At 40.8% G+C, this 23,076-nt stretch carries 20 protein-coding genes and 2 pseudogenes; 2 read left to right on the top strand and 20 right to left on the bottom strand.

Annotation, left to right across the window (positions count from 1 at the left end; translation table 11 throughout):
* Positions 1 to 5: 5 nt before the first annotated feature.
* From ACVC7T_RS02525 to yaaA, 15 genes and pseudogenes are all read right to left on the bottom strand, one after another.
* Complete coding sequence (locus ACVC7T_RS02525; protein WP_447262419.1) at positions 6 to 953, bottom strand: glycosyltransferase family 2 protein; 948 nt, start codon at positions 951 to 953, stop codon at positions 6 to 8.
* Between the two features lie 12 nt (positions 954 to 965).
* Positions 966 to 1,919 (bottom strand): DUF6625 family protein, encoded by a 954-nt coding sequence (locus ACVC7T_RS02520; RefSeq protein WP_447262418.1) that lies wholly within the window; start codon positions 1,917 to 1,919, stop codon positions 966 to 968.
* A complete protein-coding gene (locus ACVC7T_RS02515) occupies positions 1,919 to 2,875 on the bottom strand; it encodes a glycosyltransferase family 2 protein (protein WP_447262417.1) in 957 nt (318 codons plus the stop codon). Before ACVC7T_RS02515 ends, ACVC7T_RS02520 begins: the two co-directional genes overlap by 1 nt.
* Before the next feature lie 23 nt (positions 2,876 to 2,898).
* Entirely contained in the window at positions 2,899 to 3,972 is a 1,074-nt protein-coding gene (locus ACVC7T_RS02510) for an EpsG family protein (RefSeq protein ID WP_447262416.1), read from the bottom strand.
* Positions 3,973 to 4,015: 43 nt separating this feature from the next.
* A complete protein-coding gene (locus tag ACVC7T_RS02505; protein WP_447262415.1) occupies positions 4,016 to 5,101 on the bottom strand; it encodes a glycosyltransferase family 4 protein in 1,086 nt (361 codons plus the stop codon).
* Entirely contained in the window at positions 5,073 to 5,702 is a 630-nt protein-coding gene (locus tag ACVC7T_RS02500) for an acetyltransferase (protein ID WP_447262414.1), read from the bottom strand. Before ACVC7T_RS02500 ends, ACVC7T_RS02505 begins: the two co-directional genes overlap by 29 nt.
* Positions 5,699 to 6,316 (bottom strand): sugar transferase, encoded by a 618-nt coding sequence (locus ACVC7T_RS02495; RefSeq protein WP_447262413.1) that lies wholly within the window; start codon positions 6,314 to 6,316, stop codon positions 5,699 to 5,701. Before ACVC7T_RS02495 ends, ACVC7T_RS02500 begins: the two co-directional genes overlap by 4 nt.
* Positions 6,317 to 6,329: 13 nt before the next feature.
* Positions 6,330 to 7,580, bottom strand: a complete 1,251-nt coding sequence (locus tag ACVC7T_RS02490; protein WP_447262412.1) for a DegT/DnrJ/EryC1/StrS family aminotransferase — start codon at positions 7,578 to 7,580, stop codon at positions 6,330 to 6,332.
* Between the two features lie 101 nt (positions 7,581 to 7,681).
* A pseudogene (locus ACVC7T_RS02485) lies at positions 7,682 to 7,774 on the bottom strand (Fic family protein); the annotation flags it as partial.
* Between the two features lie 280 nt (positions 7,775 to 8,054).
* Positions 8,055 to 9,851 (bottom strand): polysaccharide biosynthesis protein, encoded by a 1,797-nt coding sequence (locus ACVC7T_RS02480; RefSeq protein WP_447262411.1) that lies wholly within the window; start codon positions 9,849 to 9,851, stop codon positions 8,055 to 8,057.
* 26 nt (positions 9,852 to 9,877) lie between these two features.
* Positions 9,878 to 10,579 carry a tyrosine-protein kinase gene (locus ACVC7T_RS02475; RefSeq protein ID WP_257117993.1) on the bottom strand — a complete coding sequence of 234 codons (702 nt, stop codon included), beginning with the start codon at positions 10,577 to 10,579 and terminating at the stop codon, positions 9,878 to 9,880.
* Positions 10,580 to 10,588: 9 nt separating this feature from the next.
* Complete coding sequence (locus tag ACVC7T_RS02470; protein WP_447262410.1) at positions 10,589 to 11,278, bottom strand: YveK family protein; 690 nt, start codon at positions 11,276 to 11,278, stop codon at positions 10,589 to 10,591.
* Positions 11,279 to 11,293: 15 nt separating this feature from the next.
* The gene (locus tag ACVC7T_RS02465) at positions 11,294 to 12,022 is read right to left on the bottom strand and encodes a CpsB/CapC family capsule biosynthesis tyrosine phosphatase (RefSeq protein WP_447262409.1); all 729 of its coding nucleotides are present in this window, start codon (positions 12,020 to 12,022) and stop codon (positions 11,294 to 11,296) included.
* Position 12,023: 1 nt separating this feature from the next.
* Entirely contained in the window at positions 12,024 to 13,466 is a 1,443-nt protein-coding gene (gene cpsA, locus ACVC7T_RS02460) for an LCP family glycopolymer transferase CpsA (protein WP_447262408.1), read from the bottom strand.
* Positions 13,467 to 13,588: 122 nt separating this feature from the next.
* On the bottom strand, positions 13,589 to 14,320 hold the full coding sequence (yaaA, locus tag ACVC7T_RS02455) for a peroxide stress protein YaaA (protein WP_447262407.1): 732 nt from the start codon (positions 14,318 to 14,320) through the stop codon (positions 13,589 to 13,591).
* Between the two features lie 110 nt (positions 14,321 to 14,430).
* Here yaaA and ACVC7T_RS02450 point away from each other — a divergent pair, with 110 nt between their 5' ends.
* On the top strand, positions 14,431 to 15,681 hold the full coding sequence (locus ACVC7T_RS02450) for an aminotransferase-like domain-containing protein (RefSeq protein ID WP_447262406.1): 1,251 nt from the start codon (positions 14,431 to 14,433) through the stop codon (positions 15,679 to 15,681).
* Positions 15,682 to 15,805: 124 nt separating this feature from the next.
* Here the strand turns inward: ACVC7T_RS02450 and ACVC7T_RS02445 are convergent, their stop codons facing one another.
* Positions 15,806 to 16,651: a DegV family protein gene (locus tag ACVC7T_RS02445; RefSeq protein WP_447262405.1), complete on the bottom strand. Its 846-nt coding sequence runs from the start codon at positions 16,649 to 16,651 to the stop codon at positions 15,806 to 15,808.
* Positions 16,652 to 16,780: 129 nt separating this feature from the next.
* Here ACVC7T_RS02445 and ACVC7T_RS02440 point away from each other — a divergent pair.
* Positions 16,781 to 17,003 (top strand): annotated as a pseudogene (locus ACVC7T_RS02440) (TetR/AcrR family transcriptional regulator); the annotation flags it as partial.
* 354 nt (positions 17,004 to 17,357) lie between these two features.
* On the opposite strand, the gene proC reads toward ACVC7T_RS02440, so the two are convergent.
* The 4 genes from proC to ACVC7T_RS02420 form a co-directional block, all read right to left on the bottom strand.
* Positions 17,358 to 18,143, bottom strand: a complete 786-nt coding sequence (proC, locus tag ACVC7T_RS02435) for a pyrroline-5-carboxylate reductase (protein WP_447262404.1) — start codon at positions 18,141 to 18,143, stop codon at positions 17,358 to 17,360.
* 9 nt (positions 18,144 to 18,152) lie between these two features.
* Entirely contained in the window at positions 18,153 to 19,391 is a 1,239-nt protein-coding gene (locus ACVC7T_RS02430; protein WP_447262403.1) for a glutamate-5-semialdehyde dehydrogenase, read from the bottom strand.
* Positions 19,392 to 19,400: 9 nt separating this feature from the next.
* A complete protein-coding gene (gene proB, locus ACVC7T_RS02425; protein WP_257104135.1) occupies positions 19,401 to 20,477 on the bottom strand; it encodes a glutamate 5-kinase in 1,077 nt (358 codons plus the stop codon).
* A gap of 93 nt (positions 20,478 to 20,570) precedes the next feature.
* Positions 20,571 to 23,033 (bottom strand): bifunctional DnaQ family exonuclease/ATP-dependent helicase, encoded by a 2,463-nt coding sequence (locus ACVC7T_RS02420; RefSeq protein WP_447262402.1) that lies wholly within the window; start codon positions 23,031 to 23,033, stop codon positions 20,571 to 20,573.
* Positions 23,034 to 23,076: the final 43 nt, after the last annotated feature.

Here is a 23,076-nt window from a genome sequence, read left to right as displayed (position 1 = left end):
ATCATTTATTTTTTTATTTTACTTATTACAAATAAATATACAGTTTTATTTGTTTTATAAAGTAAATAAATAAGAATATGTTTCCACTTTCTTATGGATGTTCCAATTAAATATTTATATGCTACTTTATCGAGTAAAAATAACTGCTTTGTTAAACTGTCCTCTTTAGAACTCAAATAAACATTATTAATATATGATGCTGCAATTATAAACAATCTGGTTCTTAAATAAGATCCTATCTCGGAAATATCACTGAGTTTATTTTCATAATAACAAATGTATAGATAAATCGAATCTAAAAGTTCAGATGTCAATTCCCTCCTACTTAACGTATTATCAAATAAAATTCGATTTACATATAAATTACTATCAATAATTAATGCAGTTTGTGAATTTAATACAACATCCAGCTTAAAGCAACTATCTTCACCCAATATAATATTTTCAGGGAAAAAACAATTCTCAAGAACTTTTCTCTTGTAGATAGCTCCCCAAACCAAGGATTTAATTCCACCATCTTTCAACAAACTCTTTAAAAGATTATTTCTACCAACAACTACCTCTTTTACAGTATCAAAAGACTTCACTTCCGTATTTTGGGAAGAACCAAACTCTATAAAATCTACATCATATTCTTGAAATAATGAGATTAAGGATGGAATCGCATTTTCTGCTAGAAAATCATCTGCATCAAGAAATAGTATATAATCACCCGTAACGTTCTTCAATCCAACATTCCTTGCGCTTGAAGGACCAGAATTAACTTGACAGAATAAAGCAATATTCATACAAGATGCCTGCATTTCCTTGACTAGTTCTGCACTCCCATCTGTCGATCCATCGTCAACTACAATTATTTCAATATCTTTATGTAGTTGGTTTAAAACAGACTCTAAACATTCCCTAATGTATTTTTCTTTATTAAACAGTGGGATAATAATACTAACTTTCATATTTACTAAATCCTATCCTCTTAACAATCGAATTAGTTTAACTTTCAAATTCATAATTCTTAGTCTAAAATAGTGTAAATTAAAAAAATATGTCCTCACTATTTTGAAGTTCTCCTCTGTTAGAGAATCAAGTCCTTCAATTGAATATAAACGATTTGCTGCAATAATAAATTTATCATTGTTCACAATTCCAATAGCCATTTTCCTTTTCTGAAGATGAATATAGCAGTATTCATCAGTAATCAGTTTATCTCCTTTTTTGTAAGTGCCATAAACGTGACCATTGCTAAACGAAAAGACTCTCTTTGTTTTATCAACCATATGAGTATTACTATCAAAATCATATTTGTCAATGAATAGCTTCTGACTTTTTGTATATATATCAGCTTCTAACTGTTTCTTGTAAATATTCAAATCAAAACTCTCTGCATACTTGTTTATGGAATCACCTTTTTCCTCATCAAATTTTAGGTTACGTTCAGAAAAAAAAATACTTTTTTCACCTTTCTCTTTAATCTCTTCTAAAAATAACTTATTGATTTTTTCAATATTGCGATAAAAAGTCAAATGTCCCAAATTAAATACTTTATCATATTGCTCACTTTCTAGAATGGGAGCAACTAAATTATCTAAATCACCAAAAATTAAATCAAGGTCACTATGTCCCCAATAAGTATAGCCTTCAATATATTCCGAAAAAATATAACCATATGTTGGTTTATAATCACATAATTTTTGTGGATGTGTAATTTTACACTTCTCATCGATTCTAAACTTTATCTCCTCAACTATTTTTTCAAATTTTTTGTTTATTACCTTGACATTCGAAGGATAATCAAATTCTTTTACATTATCTGTAATAATAAAGAAATCAAAGCACTTTTGATAGGAAACAGAGTTTAAGAACAATTGAAAATAGTTTGGGAATTCTCCGAAGTACGGAATGATTATACAATATTTATTCATCAATCTCTCCACATCTTTAATAATTTACTAATAAATTTTAATCCAAAAATACTAATAAGTACATAAATTAATCGATACTCTAGTTTGTTAGATTTCCACAGAATTTTCCTTATTTCTTCTAATTCGCTAATGATATCGTTATTCTCAAGTTTTATTTTGGATAATAAGTATACCGCTATAAGATACTCATAAGATAAAAATGAATACAAACTTTCCCTAATATCTTGAGCGAATGGAAAATCTATGTACTTTTTTAGTATATAAAGTAATGAATCTATATTTTTTTGGCTTATTGTATTTGTTATCGATCCTTCCCGATTACAACGATAATAATAATACACTTCATTATCTACTGAATCGAAAATCTTTGCAACATTAAATAAACGGAAAGACCACTCTAAATCCTCAGAATATAAACCTTCTTCAAAGTAAAGATTATTATCAATTAAAAAGTCTCGCCGAACTAATTTATTCCAAGCTGACCCTGGGAATTTTCTAAAACCAGATAGATATTTTAATACCTCTACTTGACTCTTTTTAAAAATATCGTCTCTATTATAATTTTCTCCAAAATCTTTAATATTATTATTCCCGTAATACTTAACTGCTCTTAAAAATATAATATCCTTAGGCGATTTTATTCTATCTATTAAGCTATCAATAACTTTTCCATTAATAAAATCATCGGAATCAATAAAGAGTATATATTCACCATTTGAAGACCTTATTCCAGCATTTCTGGCTGCCGATAAACCTTGATTAGTTTGATAAATATATTTTATATGTTTAAATCGCCTACAATAATCTAAGCAAATAGACTCACTGTCATCAGTAGAGCCATCATTAATAATAATAACTTCTATTTCAGAAGTTAAAAACTCGACTATACTATCCAGACATTCTTTTAAATATCCTTGAACATTGTAAACTGGTATTACTATAGTAATTTTTTTCAAATTTCAATCCTTCTTTTATTTGATTAATGTAAAAACAGCTCTATAAGTAAATTTTCAATAAAAATTGGTTTTGCAACCATATCCCAACCGAGACCAAAAAGGTATGATACTGAAAAATTTATCAAAAGTAGAACTATTAAAATAAAATAGTAAATATTCAATCTTCCTTGTAAAATCCTTTCCATATTTTGAACAGAAATAAGCGAAGAACAGTAAAATAGTATTAGTAAATTTCGGTAAATTCTAACAAAATTCGAACCAAAAAAATATGTTGTTATAAATAAAAAAGAAAAACACAGGAATTTAAATGCCCATTGCCTATTGACATCATCTTCAATAAATTCAAAAAGTTTTAAAAAAACAAAAAAAATTGACAATTGCATCAACATAAAAAATAATGCCTTTGAAAAGTTAAGACTCATTGCTTCATCAACAAAATAAGTATAAAAGACACCTTCACTCATAAACAAACGAGCAATATTCGGAATAAGTGGAGTTGCTATTATGATCAGGGGAAAAATTCGCCATATCAAAATCCTAAACCTATCAATCTCTATTTTGGGAATTAACAAAACTAATATATAAACAATAAAAGAGCTATGTATATAACTTGCAATTACAGTACAAATTATATAAATCAGTTTATTATTTTTCTTAAAATTCAACAAGGCATTAATACCAAAAAGTAAAATGAATAATGCCAAAGTGTTACGTTTTTGTATGACTAACTCAATTCCAGGATAAACCATTATAAATGACATTACAAGTGAAGGTAATTTTGAGTTTTTTAAGACGAAATATAAAAGTATGGGTGAGAAAGCACAAATGATTATCGAGTTAAAGCCAACAAAATCAAAATTTCTCTGATAAAACTCAAACTCTAACCAACTATATAGAAACTCTTTTGATAATGGATCAAAATGAAAATTTCTTCCATTATATAGGAACATACTTTTATAATTATTCATATCCATACCACCTGTATTAAAGGCAATATATACTGTAAGTACAAGCCATTGAAGACTAGCAACAAATTTACTCCTTGGAACAAGTAACCCCAAAAGCGTTAATAAGAAATATACTGATACTGCTATCATTTAAAAAAACTTCCTAAAAATGTAAAATACGAAAACTCAAAATTTAGATACTAAATAAATTCTGAATTGTGTCATTACAAATTTTCTTTCTATCAAAATTTTCAATCATATGCTCTCTCCCTGCCTCTCCCATTGATTGTTTTTCAGAGTTAGTTAACAAAATAAATTTTTTCATCTGTTTTTTTAGACTGTCTTTATTTCGAACCTCAAAAAGGAAGCCACTTATATCTTCAATAACTGCTTCTTTACAACCAGCAATATTACTTGTCAATATCGGTCGCCCACTTGAAGCACCCTCTAAATTGGTATTAGCCATACCCTCATGCCATGATGGAAGTATAAGAGCGTGTGATTTTCTGATAAAGGTCTGTACATCATGTTGAAAACCATGGTACTTTCCAAATCCCTTTGCTTCAAAATCTAAAAGAAGAGGTTTTAAATTTTCTTCCAAACCGCCTACAATATCTAATTTAATCATTAGGCCTTCAGAATTCAGTTCTTTCACAGCGTCTAGCAACTCAACGATACCTTTTTCTTCCATAACCCTTCCAACAAAAAGCAAGCGCGTTTCACTTTCATCGGTTGGATAAGGAAGTAACGGATACTCATCAAGATTTACTCCGGCTCCATTTAAAACATGTCCCTTGAAATCGGGTATAATATCAGATTTTACAAATACTTCTTTATTCGAGGTGTTTTCAAAGAAGACAACTGATACTCCTTTGAGAGCTACTTTGTAAAACATTACTACCATTTTCTTTAGCCAATTTTCTGTTTGGAATACCGTTCCCAAACCTGTTATATTTGCAACATATTTTAACTTCAATAGCCTAGCTATTATACCTCCATAAATAACAGGTTTAATCGTATATGAAATAACTAAATCTGGTTTAATTTTTCGTAGTAATTTATAATAGGCAATAACAGTCACTATGTCACGAAGTGGATTTATTCCTCTCCTATCAATAGGTGTATCAATAAATTGACAGCCCTTTTCAACTAACTTTTCTACTAAATCACCATGTGGCAAGGAAATAAAGACATCATTTGTCAAGAGGAGTTTTTCAATTAATTCTTTTCTGAATTTATATAATCCAACATCATTGTTCGCTAAAATTAATATTCTCATATCTTTCTTTTTTCGCTGGAATACCAATATAAGTTCCTGATTCTCTACAATCCTTAACTACTACCGCTCCAGCACCTATCATTGTGTCATTTGTAATGCTTATATTATTAACAATTGTCGCTCCAGCACCTATCCACGTATAGCTACCAATTGCGACTGTCCCTGCCACATGTGCACCAACCGATACATGTACATAGTCACCGACAATACAATCATGATCTACCGAAGAACCAGTATTAATAATACAGCCTCTACCAATACTAACATCGGAGTTAATTATCGCTCCAGCCATTACAACCGTTCCCTCTGCGATGTGCACGCGTCGCGAAATAACTGCATTCGGATGTATTAAAGTTGCTATAGACTTATCTTCAAGTTGCAATTGAAATTTTTCTCTAATTTTAGCATTACCAATAGCAATAATAAAACTACACTCAGTTAGTTTACTAATAAGAGAAGAGGTACCAATAATAGGGTAACCTGCACAGTTTCCCGTAGAAAAATCATCTAAAAAAACAATATCAGTGTAACCATTTTTTTCAGCAATATCAGCAACTACCTTACCATGACCACTAGCTCCAATAATCGCAAGTTTTTTCATTTGTTTCCTTTAAATTCTTCCATTGTTTCCGACTCAGTTGAGGAAATTCCATTTCTTTTAAATACAGCTCGGATCGTTTGAAGAATAATTCTAACATCACCAAAAAAGGTAACATTTTTTACATATTCAACATCCATCACAAATTTTTCTTCCCAACTTAAAGAATTTCGACCATTAGCTTGAGCATAGCCTGTCAATCCCGGTCTAACTTCATGTCTTCTTGCTTGCTCTTCAGAGTATAGCGGTAAGTATTTGGACAGTAACGGCCTTGGACCAACTATACTCATATCTCCCTTCAAAATATTAACGAGTTCAGGCAGCTCATCTAAACTAGTAGATCTAAGCCACTTCCCAAACGTGGTTAATCGGACTTTGTCTGGTAATAATTGACCATGCTCATCTTTTTCATCAGTCATCGTCCGAAACTTATACATTTTGAAAATCTTTTCATCTTTGCCGGGTCGTTCTTGCTTAAACAAGACTGGTGAACCTAATTTAAAATATACTAGAACACTGATCAGAGCAATGATAGGGGATAGCAAAATAATCGCTATTAAAGATAAGATAAAATCTATCAAACGTTTAAAATATTTTTCGTATAATCCTTTTTTCATTTTTTCTTAATTTCTATTCAAAACAAGCTTTTATTGTTTCAATAATAACGTTCTGCTCTTCTACAGTCATTTTATTATCACTAGGGAGACATAAGCCACGTTCAAAAAGATCTGTGCCGACATCTGAGTAGTTTCCCACAATATATGCATTGGTTTGAGCTCTACCATTTCCATTCTTTGTAATAAATGGATTCATTCTAAAAATTGGTTGTGAGTGCATTGGCTTCCAAATTGGGCGGCCTTCTGCATTAATTGTGTTCAAGGCTTCTAAAATTTCAGAAGGAGTAGTTTTTCCCTTCTCAGAAGTATAAAGAACATCATTATCAGAACGTACTTGTTTTGCCATAGCTTCTGGATTTATAGTTAAACAAGATAACCAATAATTCGGTACTGAATTAGTTGAATCAAATGGATTCATTTTGATTGGTAGACCCTTCAATCCTTCTTGGTAACGTTCATAAATAGCTTTTTTCTGAGCAATATGTTCATCTAAATAGGGCATCTGTCCACGAACAACACCTGCTATAACATTACTCATTCGATAATTGTATCCAATTTCTTCGTGTTGATACCAAGAAGCCTGTTCTCGAGCTTGTGTTGACCATTTTCTAACTTTATTGGCCGCATTCAACTCAGTAGTCAATAAAGCACCACCACTTGAACCTGTAATAATTTTATTACCATTAAAAGAAATAATAGAATGTTGACCAAAGGTTCCTGTCTGTTTTCCTCTATAAGTTGCTCCTAAGGATTCTGCTGCATCTTCGACAAGAATTGCACCGTGTTTATCACAAATAGCTTGTATCTCATCTATTTTTGCAGGTACTCCGTATAAGTGAACCAAAACAACAACTTTCACAGCTGGATAGATTTCAAATGCTTTCTCCAACGCTTCCGGGTCCATATTCCAGGTATCATACTCAGAATCAATAAAAACAGGTATCCCACCCTCGTATGTGATAGGATTCACAGTGGCTGAAAAAGTCACATCTGAGCAAAAAACATAGTCACCACTCTTTATTCCAGCCAACTTCATAGCTAAATGTAAAGCAGATGTTCCGGATGAAAGTGCGACTACTTGTTCACTGTTTGTATATTCCTTTATCATTTCTTCCAGAGCATCAATATTTGAACCAGCCGTTGTCATCCAATTGGTTTCAAAGGCTTCCTTCATGTACTCTAATTCATCACCATGCATCGTTGGTGAAGCAAGCCAAACCTTATTCTTAAAGGGTTCTACTTCTCTTGAAAAATCAAATGCCATTTTATCTTATCTCCCTCGATTACGTGTATTACTCAATCCTAAAATACTCCAAATACTGCTTAAATCGATCTTGTGCTGCTAAGCCACCATGGGAACATATTTCATCTCATCTCCAATGGTAAAGGGACATGTCCATGTTTGAGACCTTCCTTAAACAGGATCAGTCGATCAACTCGACCATTCCCATCTTGAAGAGGGTGGACAGGTTCAAAACGTACATGAAAGTGAAGACTATCCTAAAAACCAATCGTATTGGTCTCATAGATATACCATGTCTGGTCATACATCAGTTGACTTCCGTCTAACTGCTTAGAAGTGAAAGCCAGCTCTATCTGAACCTTATGGTAAAGGCTACCTTTGACACTGTTTTCTTTTCTCTCAATAACGTATGACCTACCTCATGAACGTATTTCAACCTTCCTAGAATTTAAATCCCATTTAAACTCTAGGAAAGTAAAAATAACTTTTACTTTCTTAATCCTGTCGTGCGAAGTCAATCAAGACATTTTTCAACTCGACCTTGTCCAGGGACAATAGGCGATCGATAAAGTCTTGGACTCGTTCCTTATCCTGATTGGTCACTCGACCAACGAAGATCTTTTCATGAACTTGTTCACTGATACGCTCTTCTGTTGACAAAAGCTCCTCGTAGAGCTTTTCACCAGGACGAATTCCAGACTCTACTATCTGAATCTCTTCTTCTGTGTGTCCACTGAGCTTGATGACCTTACGGGCCAAGTCCAAGATGTGTACAGGCTCACCCATGTCCAGGACAAAGACCTCGCCACCATTTGCCATATAGCCAGCCTGGATGACCAACCGACTGGCCTCCGGAATGGTCATAAAATAGCGGGTCATGCGGTAGTCCGTGACCGTCAATGGCCCACCTTTCTTGATCTGTTCCTTGAAGAGTGGAACCACACTACCCCGACTACCTAGTACATTCCCAAATCTGACAGCTACAAACTGGGTCTTACTGTCTCCGTTCAAGCCAGTTACAATCATTTCAGCCACACGTTTGGTCGCTCCCATAACATTGGGTGGATTGACCGCCTTGTCCGTCGATACCATGACAAATTTGTCAACACCTGCTTCCTTTGCAGCCTCTGCCACATTCTTGGTCCCAAAGATATTGTTTTTAACCGCTTCATGTGGATTGAACTCCATCAGAGGAACATGCTTATGTGCCGCTGCATGATAGACAACGTGGGGCTGGAATTCCTTCATGACCGAAAACATCAAGTCTCTGTCTTGGATATCGGCTATGACAGGAATGAGTTCTACTTCTGCACCATAGAGACTCACCATCTCCCGATGAATCAGATAGATCGAATTTTCTCCGTGACCTACCAAAATCAGGCGTTCAGGCTTGAACCGTGCCACCTGTCTACACAGCTCCGAACCGATAGAACCTCCGGCTCCAGTAACCAAGACCGTCTTATCCTTGAAATAACTGCGTAATTCTTCCTGATCCAAGACCACTTCAGGGCGGCCCAACAGATCTGCAATATCAATCTCCTTGAGGGAGCTAACTGAGATATTGCCCGCAACGATGTCCTCTATACTAGGCATGGAATTGACCTTAACGTTCACTGAATTACAGATCTCGACTAAGGATTCTCGCTCTTTACCGGGTAATGATGGAATAGCGATAGTGACTTGTTCAATCTCCAAATCCTTGACCAAGGCTGGTATGTCGTTGCGATTTCCGATTACCTTGACATTGCGAATATAGCTATTGAGCTTACTTGGATCCGCATCCACAATACCTACCAAATCAAAATCCAACTTGCGCTCGATTACGGTATTGATGAAAAGCTGTCCTCCGTCACCGGCACCAACAACCAGAGTACGAACTGGCCGTCGTGTATTTGACTTGGACTTAGACTTTCTATCATGGATGGCACGCCAAGTTAGACGGGGTACCACCATCAAGACAAAAGTCAAAATACTTGAAGTGAGAATAAAGCGATAGGAAAACGTTTGCCATAGGTAGAAGGATGAGAGCAAGAGAAAGCCATAAGCCATCGCTACGCTCAATCCAATCTTAAAGAGCGACTCATAGTCAGTGTAGCGTGTAATGAGTGAAAAGACTTTCAGGTAAATAGATAGGGCTAGGTAGACAATGGTCACTAGAACAAATCCAACTTTCAGCTGTTCATTCGGCATGTCTATAATAACCCCTAAAAAGAGCTTACTCAATACAAAGGATAGGGCAATCGACACGAGATCGAATCCCAATAAAATGATTCGTTTTATTGATCGTGACATATCTCTCAATTACCGATTGATTCGGTCTATTTCTTTCCGTAGTTTCCATAATTGCCATAGGCACCATAAGCACCGTATGAACCGTATTTTTCCAACTTGGTGTCAAATTTATTTAAGATAACACCAAGGAATGGAGTCCCTGTTTGCTCGAGTTGTTCTTTGACTTTTTGTAGAGCTTTCCGTTTGATTCTTCCAGCTTCTGCCACTGTCAGTACGGCATCACACTTTTGAGCAATGATGGCTGCATCAATGACCATACCAAGTGGCGGACAGTCGACGATGACATAGTCAAAATAGCGACGAAGGGTCGCAAGGAGGTTTTCGAAATTCTTGCTTTGCAAAAGAGCTGTCGGGTTAGGCGATACCTTCCCTGCCTCGATGACGGTCAAATTTGGAATGTCTGTATCACAGAGTCCTTGGGAAAGGTCCGTCGTTCCTGCCAAATAGTCCGTCAAGCCCGTAATCTTGGTTTTTGGCTTAAAGAAGCCAGACATGACGGAATTTCGAATATCGGCATCCACCAATACAGTCTTATAGCCCGCACGCGCATAGGCCACTGCTAAACTGACTGAAGTGGTTGACTTACCTTCATTGGATTGAGCAGACGTAATGGCCACTACCTTGATATTCTCCCCACTCAACTGGATGTTGGTTCGGATTGCATTGAAATACTCTTCCGTCTTCTTTAAGAATACTTTTTTATTTCCTGATGTTTCTAATACTGCCATGGTTCTCTCCTATTTCAATTTAGCTACATCTGGTACTACACCAAGCAATGGTAAGCCCATTTTTTCTTCAATGTCCTCTGGGCGTTTGATGCGATCATCCAAGACTTCTTTCACCAAAACCAAGGCTACTGCAAGAAAAGCACCAACCAGGAAGCCAAAGACAATATTGCGTTTTGTATTTGGAGTCGACGGTGTTTTTGCTGGTCGAGCCTCTTCGAGTGTTGTTACATCACTAACCTTGGTAACGTCGATGATTTTCTGGGCAGCTACTGTACGAAGGCCGTTGGCTATGCGCGCCGCTTCATTGGCATCCGCATCACGGACTGTGATCGACACGATACGTGTATCAACTGGAATGCTGACAGAAACCTTGCTGGCCAAATTTGATGTGAGTTTTAACTCTTCTGTTACCGTAGAGAGAACATCCTGAGATAGGATAATTTCCTTATAGTCTTTTACTAGATAGGTACCCGCTTGGAGTTCTTGTGCCGTCAAGTTTTGACCACTATCAGCCACCTTATTGACCACGTAGATCCGAGTGGTACTGTTATACTGTGGCGTCACTACGAAAACGGAGTAGGCAAATGCAACGGATACACCCAACAGGGCACTCAGAAGGATTAAAAACTTATTCCTCCATAGATTTTTCAATAGATACAGAACGTCAATTTCCATAACATTCGATTCTTGGTTATTCATACTGTCTCCTAAAGTTTAAAGTTTATTTTGCATAAGGGCAATTGGGTTTTCTATAAACAAGGCCTTGGCACGGTCTCGCCCGTACTCCTTCTCAATGAGTTGGAAGGCCTGGTCCATATAGGGTGGCCGACTGCTTGTATTGTGCATGTCACTTGCCACAAAGTGCACCAGTTCGTTGTCTAAGAAGTAGTGGGCCCGTTGTTTATAGGTTTTGTGCCGATCTCCAAAAAGTTTGGGTTTCAAGACACTAGTACTATTGATCTGCATATAGGCACCCATGGCGATGAGATCTGCAACTTTGCCACCTTCACCCGCCAAGGCATCGTATCGTTCGATATGGGCGAGAATGGGAGTCAAGCCCAACCGCAAGATGTCACGCACAGCTTCCTGAATTTTTTTGTAGCTAGTTGACCCGCTAAATTCAATCAAGACACTGCTAGAATTTCCATAGGTCGGTAGTTCTTTTCGTTCCAACTTTTCAATTACACCATCCGTGAAATAAATTTCCGCCCCATAAAAGAGAAACAAATCGTCCGAGATGGTTTTTGCCAGTGCTTGAACTTCTTTAAAGTGCTTAAAGATTGTCTCTTCTGGCGTTTCAAACATGCCTTTTCGGCGATGAGAGGTGGCTACGATACCGCGCACCCCTTGTTGATAGCTGAGCTTTAAGAGCTCCAAACTTTCTTCTGCAGTTTTTGGACCATCGTCCACACCAAATATGATATGTGAATGAATATCTAACATCCTATTCTCCTAACATGACTGCCTGCATAGCTGCTTTCATTTGGTTGAGGCTATCTGGATTGACCTCCATCATATACAATTGATAACCAGGCATTGCATAAGAAGGCAAGAGACCTGTACTTCCAGTACCCTGCAAGGCTTGGGATTGAACTGTGTAACTGCCACTACTTTCCATCTGGGTATTGACCAATTTCATCATGGTTTCCAAACTCATATTGGTCTGGATTGAATCTTGTAGGTTGTTGATGATGGATTGGTAATTGGTTAAATTTTCAGGTCTGCTTAATTTTTGAATGAGAGCCGCAATGACTTTCTCCTGGTTTTTTCCACGGTCATTGTCACCGCCCTGTAGCGAATAGCGTTCGCGTACAAAAATTAAAGCTTTTTCAGAATCCAAATGAATGGTTCCGACAGGGAAATCATGACTTCCTTTGGTAAAGGCCTGATCGTTGACAACATCCACTCCTCCTACGAGGTCAATTAATTTTAGGAAGGAGGTAAAGTTCACACGCGCATAGTAATGGATATCGATGTCATAGAGATTTTCCAAGGTATGCATGGAGGCTTCTACTCCGTAAATCCCTGCGTGGGTCAATTTGTCTTTTTGATTTTGCCCGCCATCTGCGATCGCAACATAGCTATCACGAGGGGTGGTGGTTAAGAGTACCTGCTTGGTTGCCTGATTGATGGTCATGATGATATTGACGTCCGAACGGGAAACGGTCGAGATTGGTCCATAGGTGTCAATGCCACTAATATAGATGTTCAGGACATCACCAGTCGGTTGGTTGACTGCTGTTTCAACTTTTTTTGTCAAGGTGAAACTATAGATCTTTTTGACCTTGGTGTCAAAGTCTGGGTCTTCCGCAGACAGGATGTCTGCAAAGACTCCGTTCAAGACCATGGCCTGACTCTCACCAGCAAGCATCTTCTGATATGCATCCAGATAGGAATCCGTTTTGGTTGGTGTCAGAGATAGGTTTTTTGTCTGAGACAGGTTGTCCAACAAGGCTTGGATATTATCACCGTCATTTCCGGTAGGCGCCAACAATTCGGTCACTTGACTGATATCCGAGACCTGGCTTTCTGCAGGAACCAGAACACTCATCTCATATTCAGAATAGGTGGCGTTTGAATTCAACTTGTTCGAAAGGTTGACGATACTCTGGACTCCATAGAGACCGACAGAACTAACGACAAGGCCTAGAATAAGCAGGAATGCGGTCACTACTTTAGCTCTTTTTCCTAAAATAAGGAACAAACAAACAAGTCCCAAGATAATGGCCAACCCAGCCAGGACCAGGTTGAGATTGCGAAAGGCAAGAATGTCATACCGAAACACTTGATACAGTAGGAAACCAACTGCTCCTGTGTAGAGGATGAGCAAGGTTAGGTTTGCCCAATGCAGCTGGTTTCTTCGGGATGATGTTTTTGTTCGACTCATGGTAATTTAACCCTTTCATTCAAAACTGTAACATTACTATTATATCACAAGTTCTGTGCCTCTTCTAACAAATTACTGCCCTAAGTTAACATTTTTGTTACAAAACACACATGTAATGGTTTTCAATTGGTCTTTCTGACAAAAACTAGATTCAATTGATCGGAAAGTTCTGCCTGATAAGAAAATCCATCAACGGTAACCTGTTGAAGAGCTGTCAATTCAGTAATCCCTTCCTTGGCCATCACAGAAACAAGGCGTCCTCTGCCCTTTTTTGAAATGGTTGAGTGTATCCTTCGTTTGCCATCCTTTTCCTCCATAAAGGTCACCCGGACTAGTTTTTTCTGAATCTGGGGAGAAAATACCTGTTCAAATTCAGAAGAAGCGAGGGAAAGGATCCAGTCTTCTTCTTCAACGACTTTGTCAAAGGTCGGTCGCCAGTATTGCTTGAGGGATTTCCCTTCCACTTTGATCCCTGCTTGAAAATCAAGCCGATGGGGAGAAATAAGGTGGTCCGGGCTGATGAGCCCATACAAGGCTGTAGCCAGGAGGACATGTTTTTTTAGATAGACCTCCTCATCTATTGTCAGGTCTCTTCGGTCCATATACCGGTACATCAATCCGTCGTACAGCAACCAGGCTGGATAGGTTTTAGCTTGCTTGGCTTCAATCCGCTTCCAGCGATCGAACTCCAATCCAGCACGGTCATAAGAGATTTTATAAAAGGAAGCTAATTCTTCCTGCTGGAATTGGCTACAGGTTTGAGCGACCGCTAAACTGGTTGGGTCCAAGGGGTGAAAGGAATGGTTATCAATAGTGGTGTTGAGTTCTTTTGCATTTGGAAGTATGATTTTCATAGTTCTAGTATACCACGAATGCTAGGGGCTGACACTTGAAAACACGCGCCACTTGTTCACAGAACAGTTTTATACTATACTAGGACCATAGATCTGTAGGGGGACAGTTGATGAGTAAATACAGGGACATCGTTGAAGACATCCTAGACGGAATCGAACGACAAGACTATAAGCGGGGAGAAAAACTACCGTCCATTCGCCAATTAAGTCTGCAGTACGAGTGCAGCAAGGATACTGTTCAAAAGGCTATGCAGGAACTTAAGTATCAAAACAAGATTTATGCGGTCGAAAAAAGTGGCTATTATGTTTTGGATGACCGTGACATTTTGGAAGAGCCCATTGATCTGGATCTGGCTGATTTTGAGGAACTGCCTTATGAGGACTTCCGTATTTGTTTACACCAAAGTTTAATTGGCCGTGAAAATTACCTCTTCAATTATTACCATCAGCAGGCCGGTTTGACAGAATTAATCACATCTGTTCAACTGCTCCTAATGGACTACCATGTCTATAGCCGAAAAGACCAATTGGTCATCACTGCTGGAAGTCAACAAGCCCTCTATATCCTGAGCCAAATGGATTTCGGTCCCGACCGAACCCATATCCTCATCGAGTCTCCTACTTATTCTCGTATGGAGGAATTGATTCGCCAACAAGGCCTGCCTTACCTGACCATTCAACGCAGTATGGAAGGGATTGACTTGGACCGACTGGAAGGTCTTTTTCAGACTGGAACGATAAAATTTTTCTATACCATTCCACGTTTGCATAACCCACTGGGGACAAGCTACGATAGAACAACCATGGAGAGGATCGTTCACCTTGCCAAGCGCTATCAGGTCTATCTCATCGAAGATGACTACTTGGCTGATTTTGATGGAAACCGTCAACTACCCTTACATTACCTTGACAAGAACGACTTTGTCGTCTATATCAAGTCATTCTCACCAACCTTATTCCCAGCTCTACGGATAGGTGCCGTTAGCCTGCCTCCCCGTCTCCTCGATGCTTTTTTAACCTATAAAGGATTGATTGACTACGATACCAACCTGATCATGCAAAAGGCACTTTCTTTGTATATCGATAATGGGATGTTCACTCGTAACACGCAGCAGCTGCGGGAGCAATCCTTAAATGAAGAAGTTCAAATACAAGATTTGATCAAAAAATATCCTCTTGCTTATCCCTATCAGGTGGTGCGTGACCAGTTAATCATTCAATTTCCAGATAATCCGAAAACTGCAAGACTTGAAGGACGATACCAGCTTATCCGTAACGGTACCTTTGCCTATCTTCTCCTCCGTCTCCATCCACATCTTGAAGACACATTAAAAGAGCTTAGCACCTTCTACAAGGACTAAGCTCTATATTCTTATTTTAAGGATAGCTTCCAGCCTTTCCATCAAGAAAACCCAGTTAGCAATGAGCTGGCAAGTCGGATGCACACCCTCTTGCTTAACCACCAACACATATTGTCCAGTGCTTCTATCTCTCATACCCCATCAATAGGCCGCCCTCTTCTGCATAGAAAGAGCAAAGGCCGGAAGTCGCAACTTCTTCGATACTAGCTTCTGGATAGGTTTCCTTAACCAAATCCGAAAATTGTTGGAAGAACTTATCGTTATTACGATGAGCCATAATGATGCGTCCGCCCTTATAGCCAGCCTTTTTCATTTCTTCCCAAGCTGCGGTGACGGATTTTTTGTGACCACGAGCCTTTTGGAGCAATTCCAACTTACCTTCGCTGCTGGCTTCACCGACCATACGGATATTGAGGAGACCAACGACAGCACCAACTAGCTTGCTGAGACGGCCATTTTTCACCAGATTGTCGACCTTAGCAAGGACAAACAATAACTTGCTATTTTCTTGATAAGTAGTGATGGCAGATACGACTTCTTCAAACTCCAAGCCTGAAGCAATCAAACGATTGATTTCCGTAACCAGTAAATCCATCTCGCCTCCAGCTGAAAGACTGTCAATCAAATGAATCTTAGCTTCTGGATGCTCTTCCAAATACATATCACGGGCAACACGAGCCGCATTAAAGGAGCCAGACAAACCACCGGTAATCGTCACAACGATAACATTTTCTGCACCTGCAAAAGCCTCCTCATAGGCCTGAGTGCTAGGACAGGCAGATGTCGCCGCCATAGAAGTTGACTGCATGACAGAGACCATCTGATCAATATCTAGACTCGCATCATCAACAAAGGTCTGGTCCCCTATCTGAATACTCAGGGGAACACTGACAAACTCCGTATCCGGCGCAAGCTGAGCTAGTTGACGGTAATCACAACCAGAGTCTGCAACAATTTTCCATTTTGACATTTTCTTATCTCTTTTCTTTTGAATGATTTAATTAGTTGACAAGGTGCTCTATCTTACTCTACAATTATATCATTAAATCATTAGTTATGAAAGCATTTCCAATCGGATGTCACAGTAGAAAGGAAGAATATGACCGAGCGTAAAATTTCACCAAAATCCTTGAAAAATCTCTATCAATCCAACAAGGAGGCCAATCAGCTGACCAAGGAATCTCTCGAGACCGCTCTGCTATTTCTCCTTGAAAAAAAGGAACTCAAGCACATTTCCGTCTCTGAATTAGTGCGCAAGGCAGGTGTTTCGCGCAACGCCTTCTACCGCAACTACAAATCCAAGGAAGAAATTTTGGAAATCTACTACGAACGGACTTCCAGCAACCTTAAAAAGAAATGGCATGATTTGCAAGATAAGGTTCAAAAAGATGGCGTCAAACAAAGTTTTGCAGATTTTGTCCAAGAACAAAAACGCAAGGCAGAGCGTAGTAAGACCCTCTCAAATGTTAGTCAGTGGATCAAGGACAAGACCAAACGAGATTAATGTCTCGTTTTTTCTTTCTCTCAAACGCAAAAAAACTTGACCAATTAGCCAAGTTTTTAAGGAGATTATGAAAAATATTTAGGATTGACTATAGTATACCCCAACTGCCAACCGTTTCCATCGGTCTTAGGACTGAAAAATACGTTGCAACCAAAAATTTTCTATATCTAATCTATTTTTTGCCTAATTTTCTAGTCTTTTTGAGGGCGGCGGCGACTGCCTTAATGATGGCATAGCGGAAGCCTGCTTTTTCCAGTGCTACCACGCCTGCGATGGTCGAGCCTCCTGGCGAGGTTACTTCCTGTCGGAGCTGGGCTGGGTGCTTGTCGCTGGATAATACCATTTGAGCAGTTCCAGCCAAGGTTTGTGCAGCCAAAATTTTCGCATCCTCCGCTGTAAGACCATTCTGCACACCCGCATCTGTCAGGGCCTCAATCATCTGATAGACGAAGGCAGGTCCGCAGCCTGCGATAGCCGTTGCAGCATCTATCAACTTCTCTGGCACTTGCTGTACCTTGCCAGATTTTTCTAAGATTTGTTCCAATAGCGGAGCGAGCTCTGGATTGACCAAGCTATAGGTTGTCATACCTTGGCCGATAGCGACAGGTGTATTGGGCATGATACGGATGAGTTTGTCTACCGACAAAAATGCTGCCAGGCTGTCAAGGGGCACACCCGCTGCCATGGAAATCCAAATGGCAGACGGATTCTGGCTAATCTGGTCCTGTAAGCCTGACAAGACTGACTGAATCAGGTGAGGCTTGACCCCAAGGAAAATGACCTCGGCCTGCTCTGCTATTTCTCCATTGGACAATAAGACACCACCCAACTGGGCCTGAAGAGCTTGGGCTTTTGCTGGGTTGTGGTTGCTGAGGAGGAGCTGGGTATCTGCTTGCTGGCTGACCGCTTGGGCCAGGGCCGCTCCCATGTTGCCCAGTCCGATAAATCCAATCTTCATCTTGTCCTCCTAACGAATGTGGCCGTCGCCTGTGATGATGTACTTGTAGGTGGTCATCTCACGCAGGCCCATTGGACCACGGGCATGCATCTTCTGGGTGGAAATACCCAGCTCACAGCCCAGACCGAACTCACCACCGTCTGTGAAGCGGGTCGAGGCATTGACATAGACTGCCGCTGAGTCCACGTAAAGTGTGAAACGTTCTGCCGTTTGGCTGTTTTCCGTCACAATGGCCTCGCTATGTCCAGTCGAGTGTTGAGCGATGTGGCTGATAGCCTCTTCCACACTTGAAACGACTTTAACTGCCAAGACATAATCCAGAAACTCTGTGTCAAAATCCTGCTCACCTGCCGGTGTGGATTGGTTGAGAAGAGCCTGAGCCTGACTGTCTGCACGCAACTCCACCTGACCAGAAAGAGCTTCTTCCAAACGAGGCAAGAATTGACTGGCAATTGCTTCGTGAACCAACAAGACTTCCGCCGCATTGCAGACTGAGGGACGACTGGTTTTGGCATTGGCCACAATCCGCAAGGCCTTGTCCAAGTCCGCATCCTTGTCCACATAGACATGGCAGATACCTGTGCCTGTTTCTATAACTGGCACAGTCGCATTTTCTACTACGGCTTGAATAAGTCCTGCACCGCCACGTGGCACCAAGAGGTCAATCTTGCCTTTGGCAGTCATCAACTCGGTCGCAGAGGCACGGCTGGTATCTTGGACTAACTCGATGACCTTAGGTGATAGGCCAACTTCTTCCAAACCTGCCTTGAGGGCTGTGACAATAGCCTGGGCCGAATGAAAAGCTTCCTTGCCACCACGCAAGATGACCGCATTACCACTCTTGATTGCCAAGGCTGCAGCATCTGAGGTCACATTTGGACGGCTTTCGTAAATCATTCCCACCAAGCCAAAGGGAATAGACTTCTTACTAATCTTCAACCCATCTGCCCGAGTGGATTCTTCCAAGACTAATCCGACAGGATCTGGCAAGGCTATCAAAGCACGAATACCCTCAGCCATTGCTTTAATCCGCTCTTCTGTCAGAAGTAATCTGTCTTGCATGACTTGGCTAATCTTGCCTTGGGCATGTTCCATATCGATAGCATTGCCTGCTAGGATTTCCTCAGTTTGGGCAACCAACTTGTCTGCCATGGCTGATAGGGCCTGGTTTTTTTGTTCAGTTGTTGCCAGGTTGATAGAGGCCTTATGGGCCAATAAACTGTCTAATAATGCTTGTGTTGTGGTCATATTTTTCTCCTATAGGCTTACCCAATCGTTGCGGTGAATAAACACACCTTCCGCTCTGCCATTTGCCAGCTGGTCCTGCAAGTCCTTGGAGGACAGCTTGACCCGCCCTTTACCAATCATACGGTGGTCTGCTTGACTGTAAACTTCCACGACCTGTCCTACTTCAAAGTCGCCTTCTAGGGCTTTGACACCAGCAGCTAACAAACTGCGGCCTTGGTGCAACATGGCCTCAACCGCACCAGCATCCACCTCAACTGCTGCATCTATCCGAGCGTAGAAGGCCATCCACTGCTTGCGTTGGTTCATGGCGTGATCGTCAGCTAAAAAGAGAGTGCCACGGTTGGCTTGAGTGACGGCTTGCAAAAGGGCTGTATCCTCCTTGGATGAGCAGATAAAGACAGGTACGCCTGACTTGGTCGCAATCTGTGCCGCCTGCAATTTGGTGGTCATGCCACCCGTTCCGTTGGACGATCCTGCTCCTGCTGCCATGGCAAATAAATCTTCCGTAATTTCCTTGATTTCAGGCAAGTGCTGGGCAGTCGGATCGCTGTTGGGATTGGCCGTGTAAAGCCCATCCACATCTGTTAAAAGCACCAAGAGGTCTGCTTTCAAAAGGGAAGCCACCTGAGCAGACAGGGTATCATTGTCTCCCACCTTAATCTCCTCAATGGCAATGGTGTCATTTTCATTGATAATGGGAATGGCCCGTTGCTTGAGCAAGACCTGCAAGGCCTGAGAGGCATTCTGATAGCGTCTGGCATCCGCAAAATCATCCTGGGTCAGCAAAATCTGAGCTGATACAATCCCGTCTTTCATCAGATTCTGCGTGTATTCCTCAATCAGCAAGCCCTGTCCAACGGCCGCAGAAGCTTGCTTCTCCGCAATTTTGGTCGGTCGCTTGTCAAAGCCCAATCTCCGAAAACCAGCAGCAATAGAGCCTGAGGTCACCAGCACAATCTGGTAACCCTTCTGGTGCAACTGAGCTAGCTGATTGGTAATCCGAGCAATCTTAATGCGGTCCAAACTGCCATTTGCTTGGGTCAGAGAGCTGGTTCCTACCTTAAATACAATCGTTTTTTCTGTCATAGCAATCTCTTTCAAAATGAGTATATTTGAAAAATTATACCATAGAATGCATGAATTTTCTATGTTCATGTTAGAAGAAAAGAGCCTTTCGGCTCACTCACTGAAAAAATAGCTCAGGGCATCCATGATTGCCGTCTCTTGCACCCCTTCTACCGGGTAGTCCTGCTCTAGAAAATCAATAACCTGTTGCCCATATTGTTTGGTCTGGAGGCGATTATCAAGGAGAAGGACAGCAGATTCTTGGCGGTCATAGCGATTGGTCCGACCAATAGCCTGCTTGAGCTTTATCATCATCATAGGTAAATGGTAATCATAAAAAGGATTTTTCCCCTCTTGAATCAGTTTCCTATTTACCTTTTGAACAAAGGAATCCTTGGGATTTTCAAACGGCAGGCGGGGAATGACTTGAATCATCTGGTCCTGGTCGGCAAAATCTGCACCTTCCCAGAAGATGCCCGTTCCCAGAAGAATTTGACATTCTCCCCGTTCAAATCGTCGTTTTAAACTGGCATCTGTCCCATGTTTATGCTGGGCTAGATAGGGCAATCCTGCCTCTTCCAATAGATCCGCTACCTCCAAGAGCAGGGAAATAGAGGTAAAGAGAACCAAAATCGGTCGTCCCAGCTCTGCTATTTCCCCCAAACGCTCGGCAATAAATCCAGCATGCTCCTCCTTGGTCAGGCTCTGAATATCCGGCAGCCCACGGGGAATAATAATCTGCTGGTTGGTGGTCAGTTGATGAGGGAGACGGTCAAACGTGACTTCCTGAAAGCCCAGCAAATCCGCCAGATTGACCTTACTACTAATGTCCAGTGTGGCACTGATACAGAAAATCTTACCCTGGGGCAGGTAGCTACTGACATCTAGCAAATCCTCCTTGGTCCCACGCAGGTAGGTCAGTCGCTTGTCGGCCAGGCGATGGTCTTCCAGCCAAAAACGCTCATAGTAGGTCAACAAATCCGTCAATTCCTGCAAATCATAATCCTGCAACTCCAGCAGATTCTGACACAACTGGTCCAAGTCTGTCCGAGTGATTTCGCGGTCAGCCTGCTTGCGGAAATCTGTCATCAGATGCTGCAGCTCAAATTGGCAGGATTCATACAAGCGCTGGTCCAGCAGGTTGCTGGTCCTGTCTTTCTTGCTCTGCAGGGTTTGCAAAAGCTGGGTCATATTGACCTGCCCAGTGGCCAAATTCTCCGCTGCCAATAGCAATTTTTGCGCTTCATCAATGACCACAAGGCGCTGGTTCATCAAGGGGTCCTGGTCCTTAAGATGGCTCAAAAAATAGGCGTGGTTGGTGATTAAGAGCCGACTGTCTACAGCCCTTCTCTGCACCTTTCTCCAGAAATCCTGGTCCCAAAAAAGGCTATCCTCCGACAACTTGCCATCATGGGCAATTTCATCAAAATAGGCCTGGTAACGCTGTTTCTGCTTGAGCTCGTCCAAGTCCCCTGTCTGCGTCTCACTAAGCCAGACCAGGACCTGCATCTTAAACTGATTGACCAGACGGTTGTCATCCTGGCGTTGCAGGGTCTGCCAATAGTTGTCTAGCTTAATAAAATGCTGGGGTGCCTTGAGGGAACTAATAGAAATGTGAAAAACTTCTGATAAGCGCTTGCCTTCCTTGGACATAATCTGTTCCTGCAAGAGCTTGGTTGGCACGGAGACCAGTAATTTTTGGTCAGTTTTAGCCAGGAGCGGCAAGAGATAACCGTAGGTCTTCCCAAGACCAGCCTGAGCCTGGATAAAATGAACCTGTTGTTCATCACTTAATCGTTCCTCAACCAAGCCTGCAAAGGCCGTTTGCTTTTTCCGCTCATAGAGACCCAGCAGTCCCAGATTGGTCACAAAATCATCCGAAAACTTGCGCGAAACCGGAACTTCAATAGATCCTTGCAAAAATAAGCCGTGGCGGTAAACCAGGTCTAACGAGACCTGCTCCGACAGCTGTGGTAGCAATTCCTCAATGACTAAGCGAGACTCGTAGAGCAGGCAATCAGATAACTGCACTAGTTGTTCCACCATGGATTTGGGCAGGGAGAGGATTTTTTCCTGGATTTTCAAGAGCAAGTTGGCTGTCGCAGTAGCATCTGCCAAGGCCGTATGGGCCTGATCCAAACCCAGGTCCAATTTATCAGAAAGATTGCCCAAGCTGTACTTGTCAATGGTAGGGAAAAAGACCTGGGATAGCTCGACAGTGTCTACCCGCGGTGTGCGGAGTTCATACCCCTCAAAAAACAAGGCTTCCGCCAGCAAATTGGCATCAAAGGTCACATTGTGGGCGACAAAAATAGCATCAGCCAGCAATTCATAAATCTGACCGGCCACCTGGCCCAGACTAGGTGCCTGGGACAATTGCTTGTCCGTAATCCCCGTCAAATCAACAATATGTTCATCCAGGGGCTCATAGGGATTGATGTCCGTTGAAAAAGTTTCGACAATCTGACCATTTTCAACAATGACAATTCCTATTTGAATAATTTTAGCATCAATACCCGTACCCGTTGCTTCCAAATCAACAACAGTATACCGATTGCTTGATTTCGTCTCTTTCATAAAAACATTATAGCATAGATAGGCCATGAAAAACAAAATCCAT

It is taken from the genome of Streptococcus sp. P25B114, from assembly GCF_053010325.1.
This window is presented reverse-complemented; position numbering and strand designations above follow the sequence as displayed.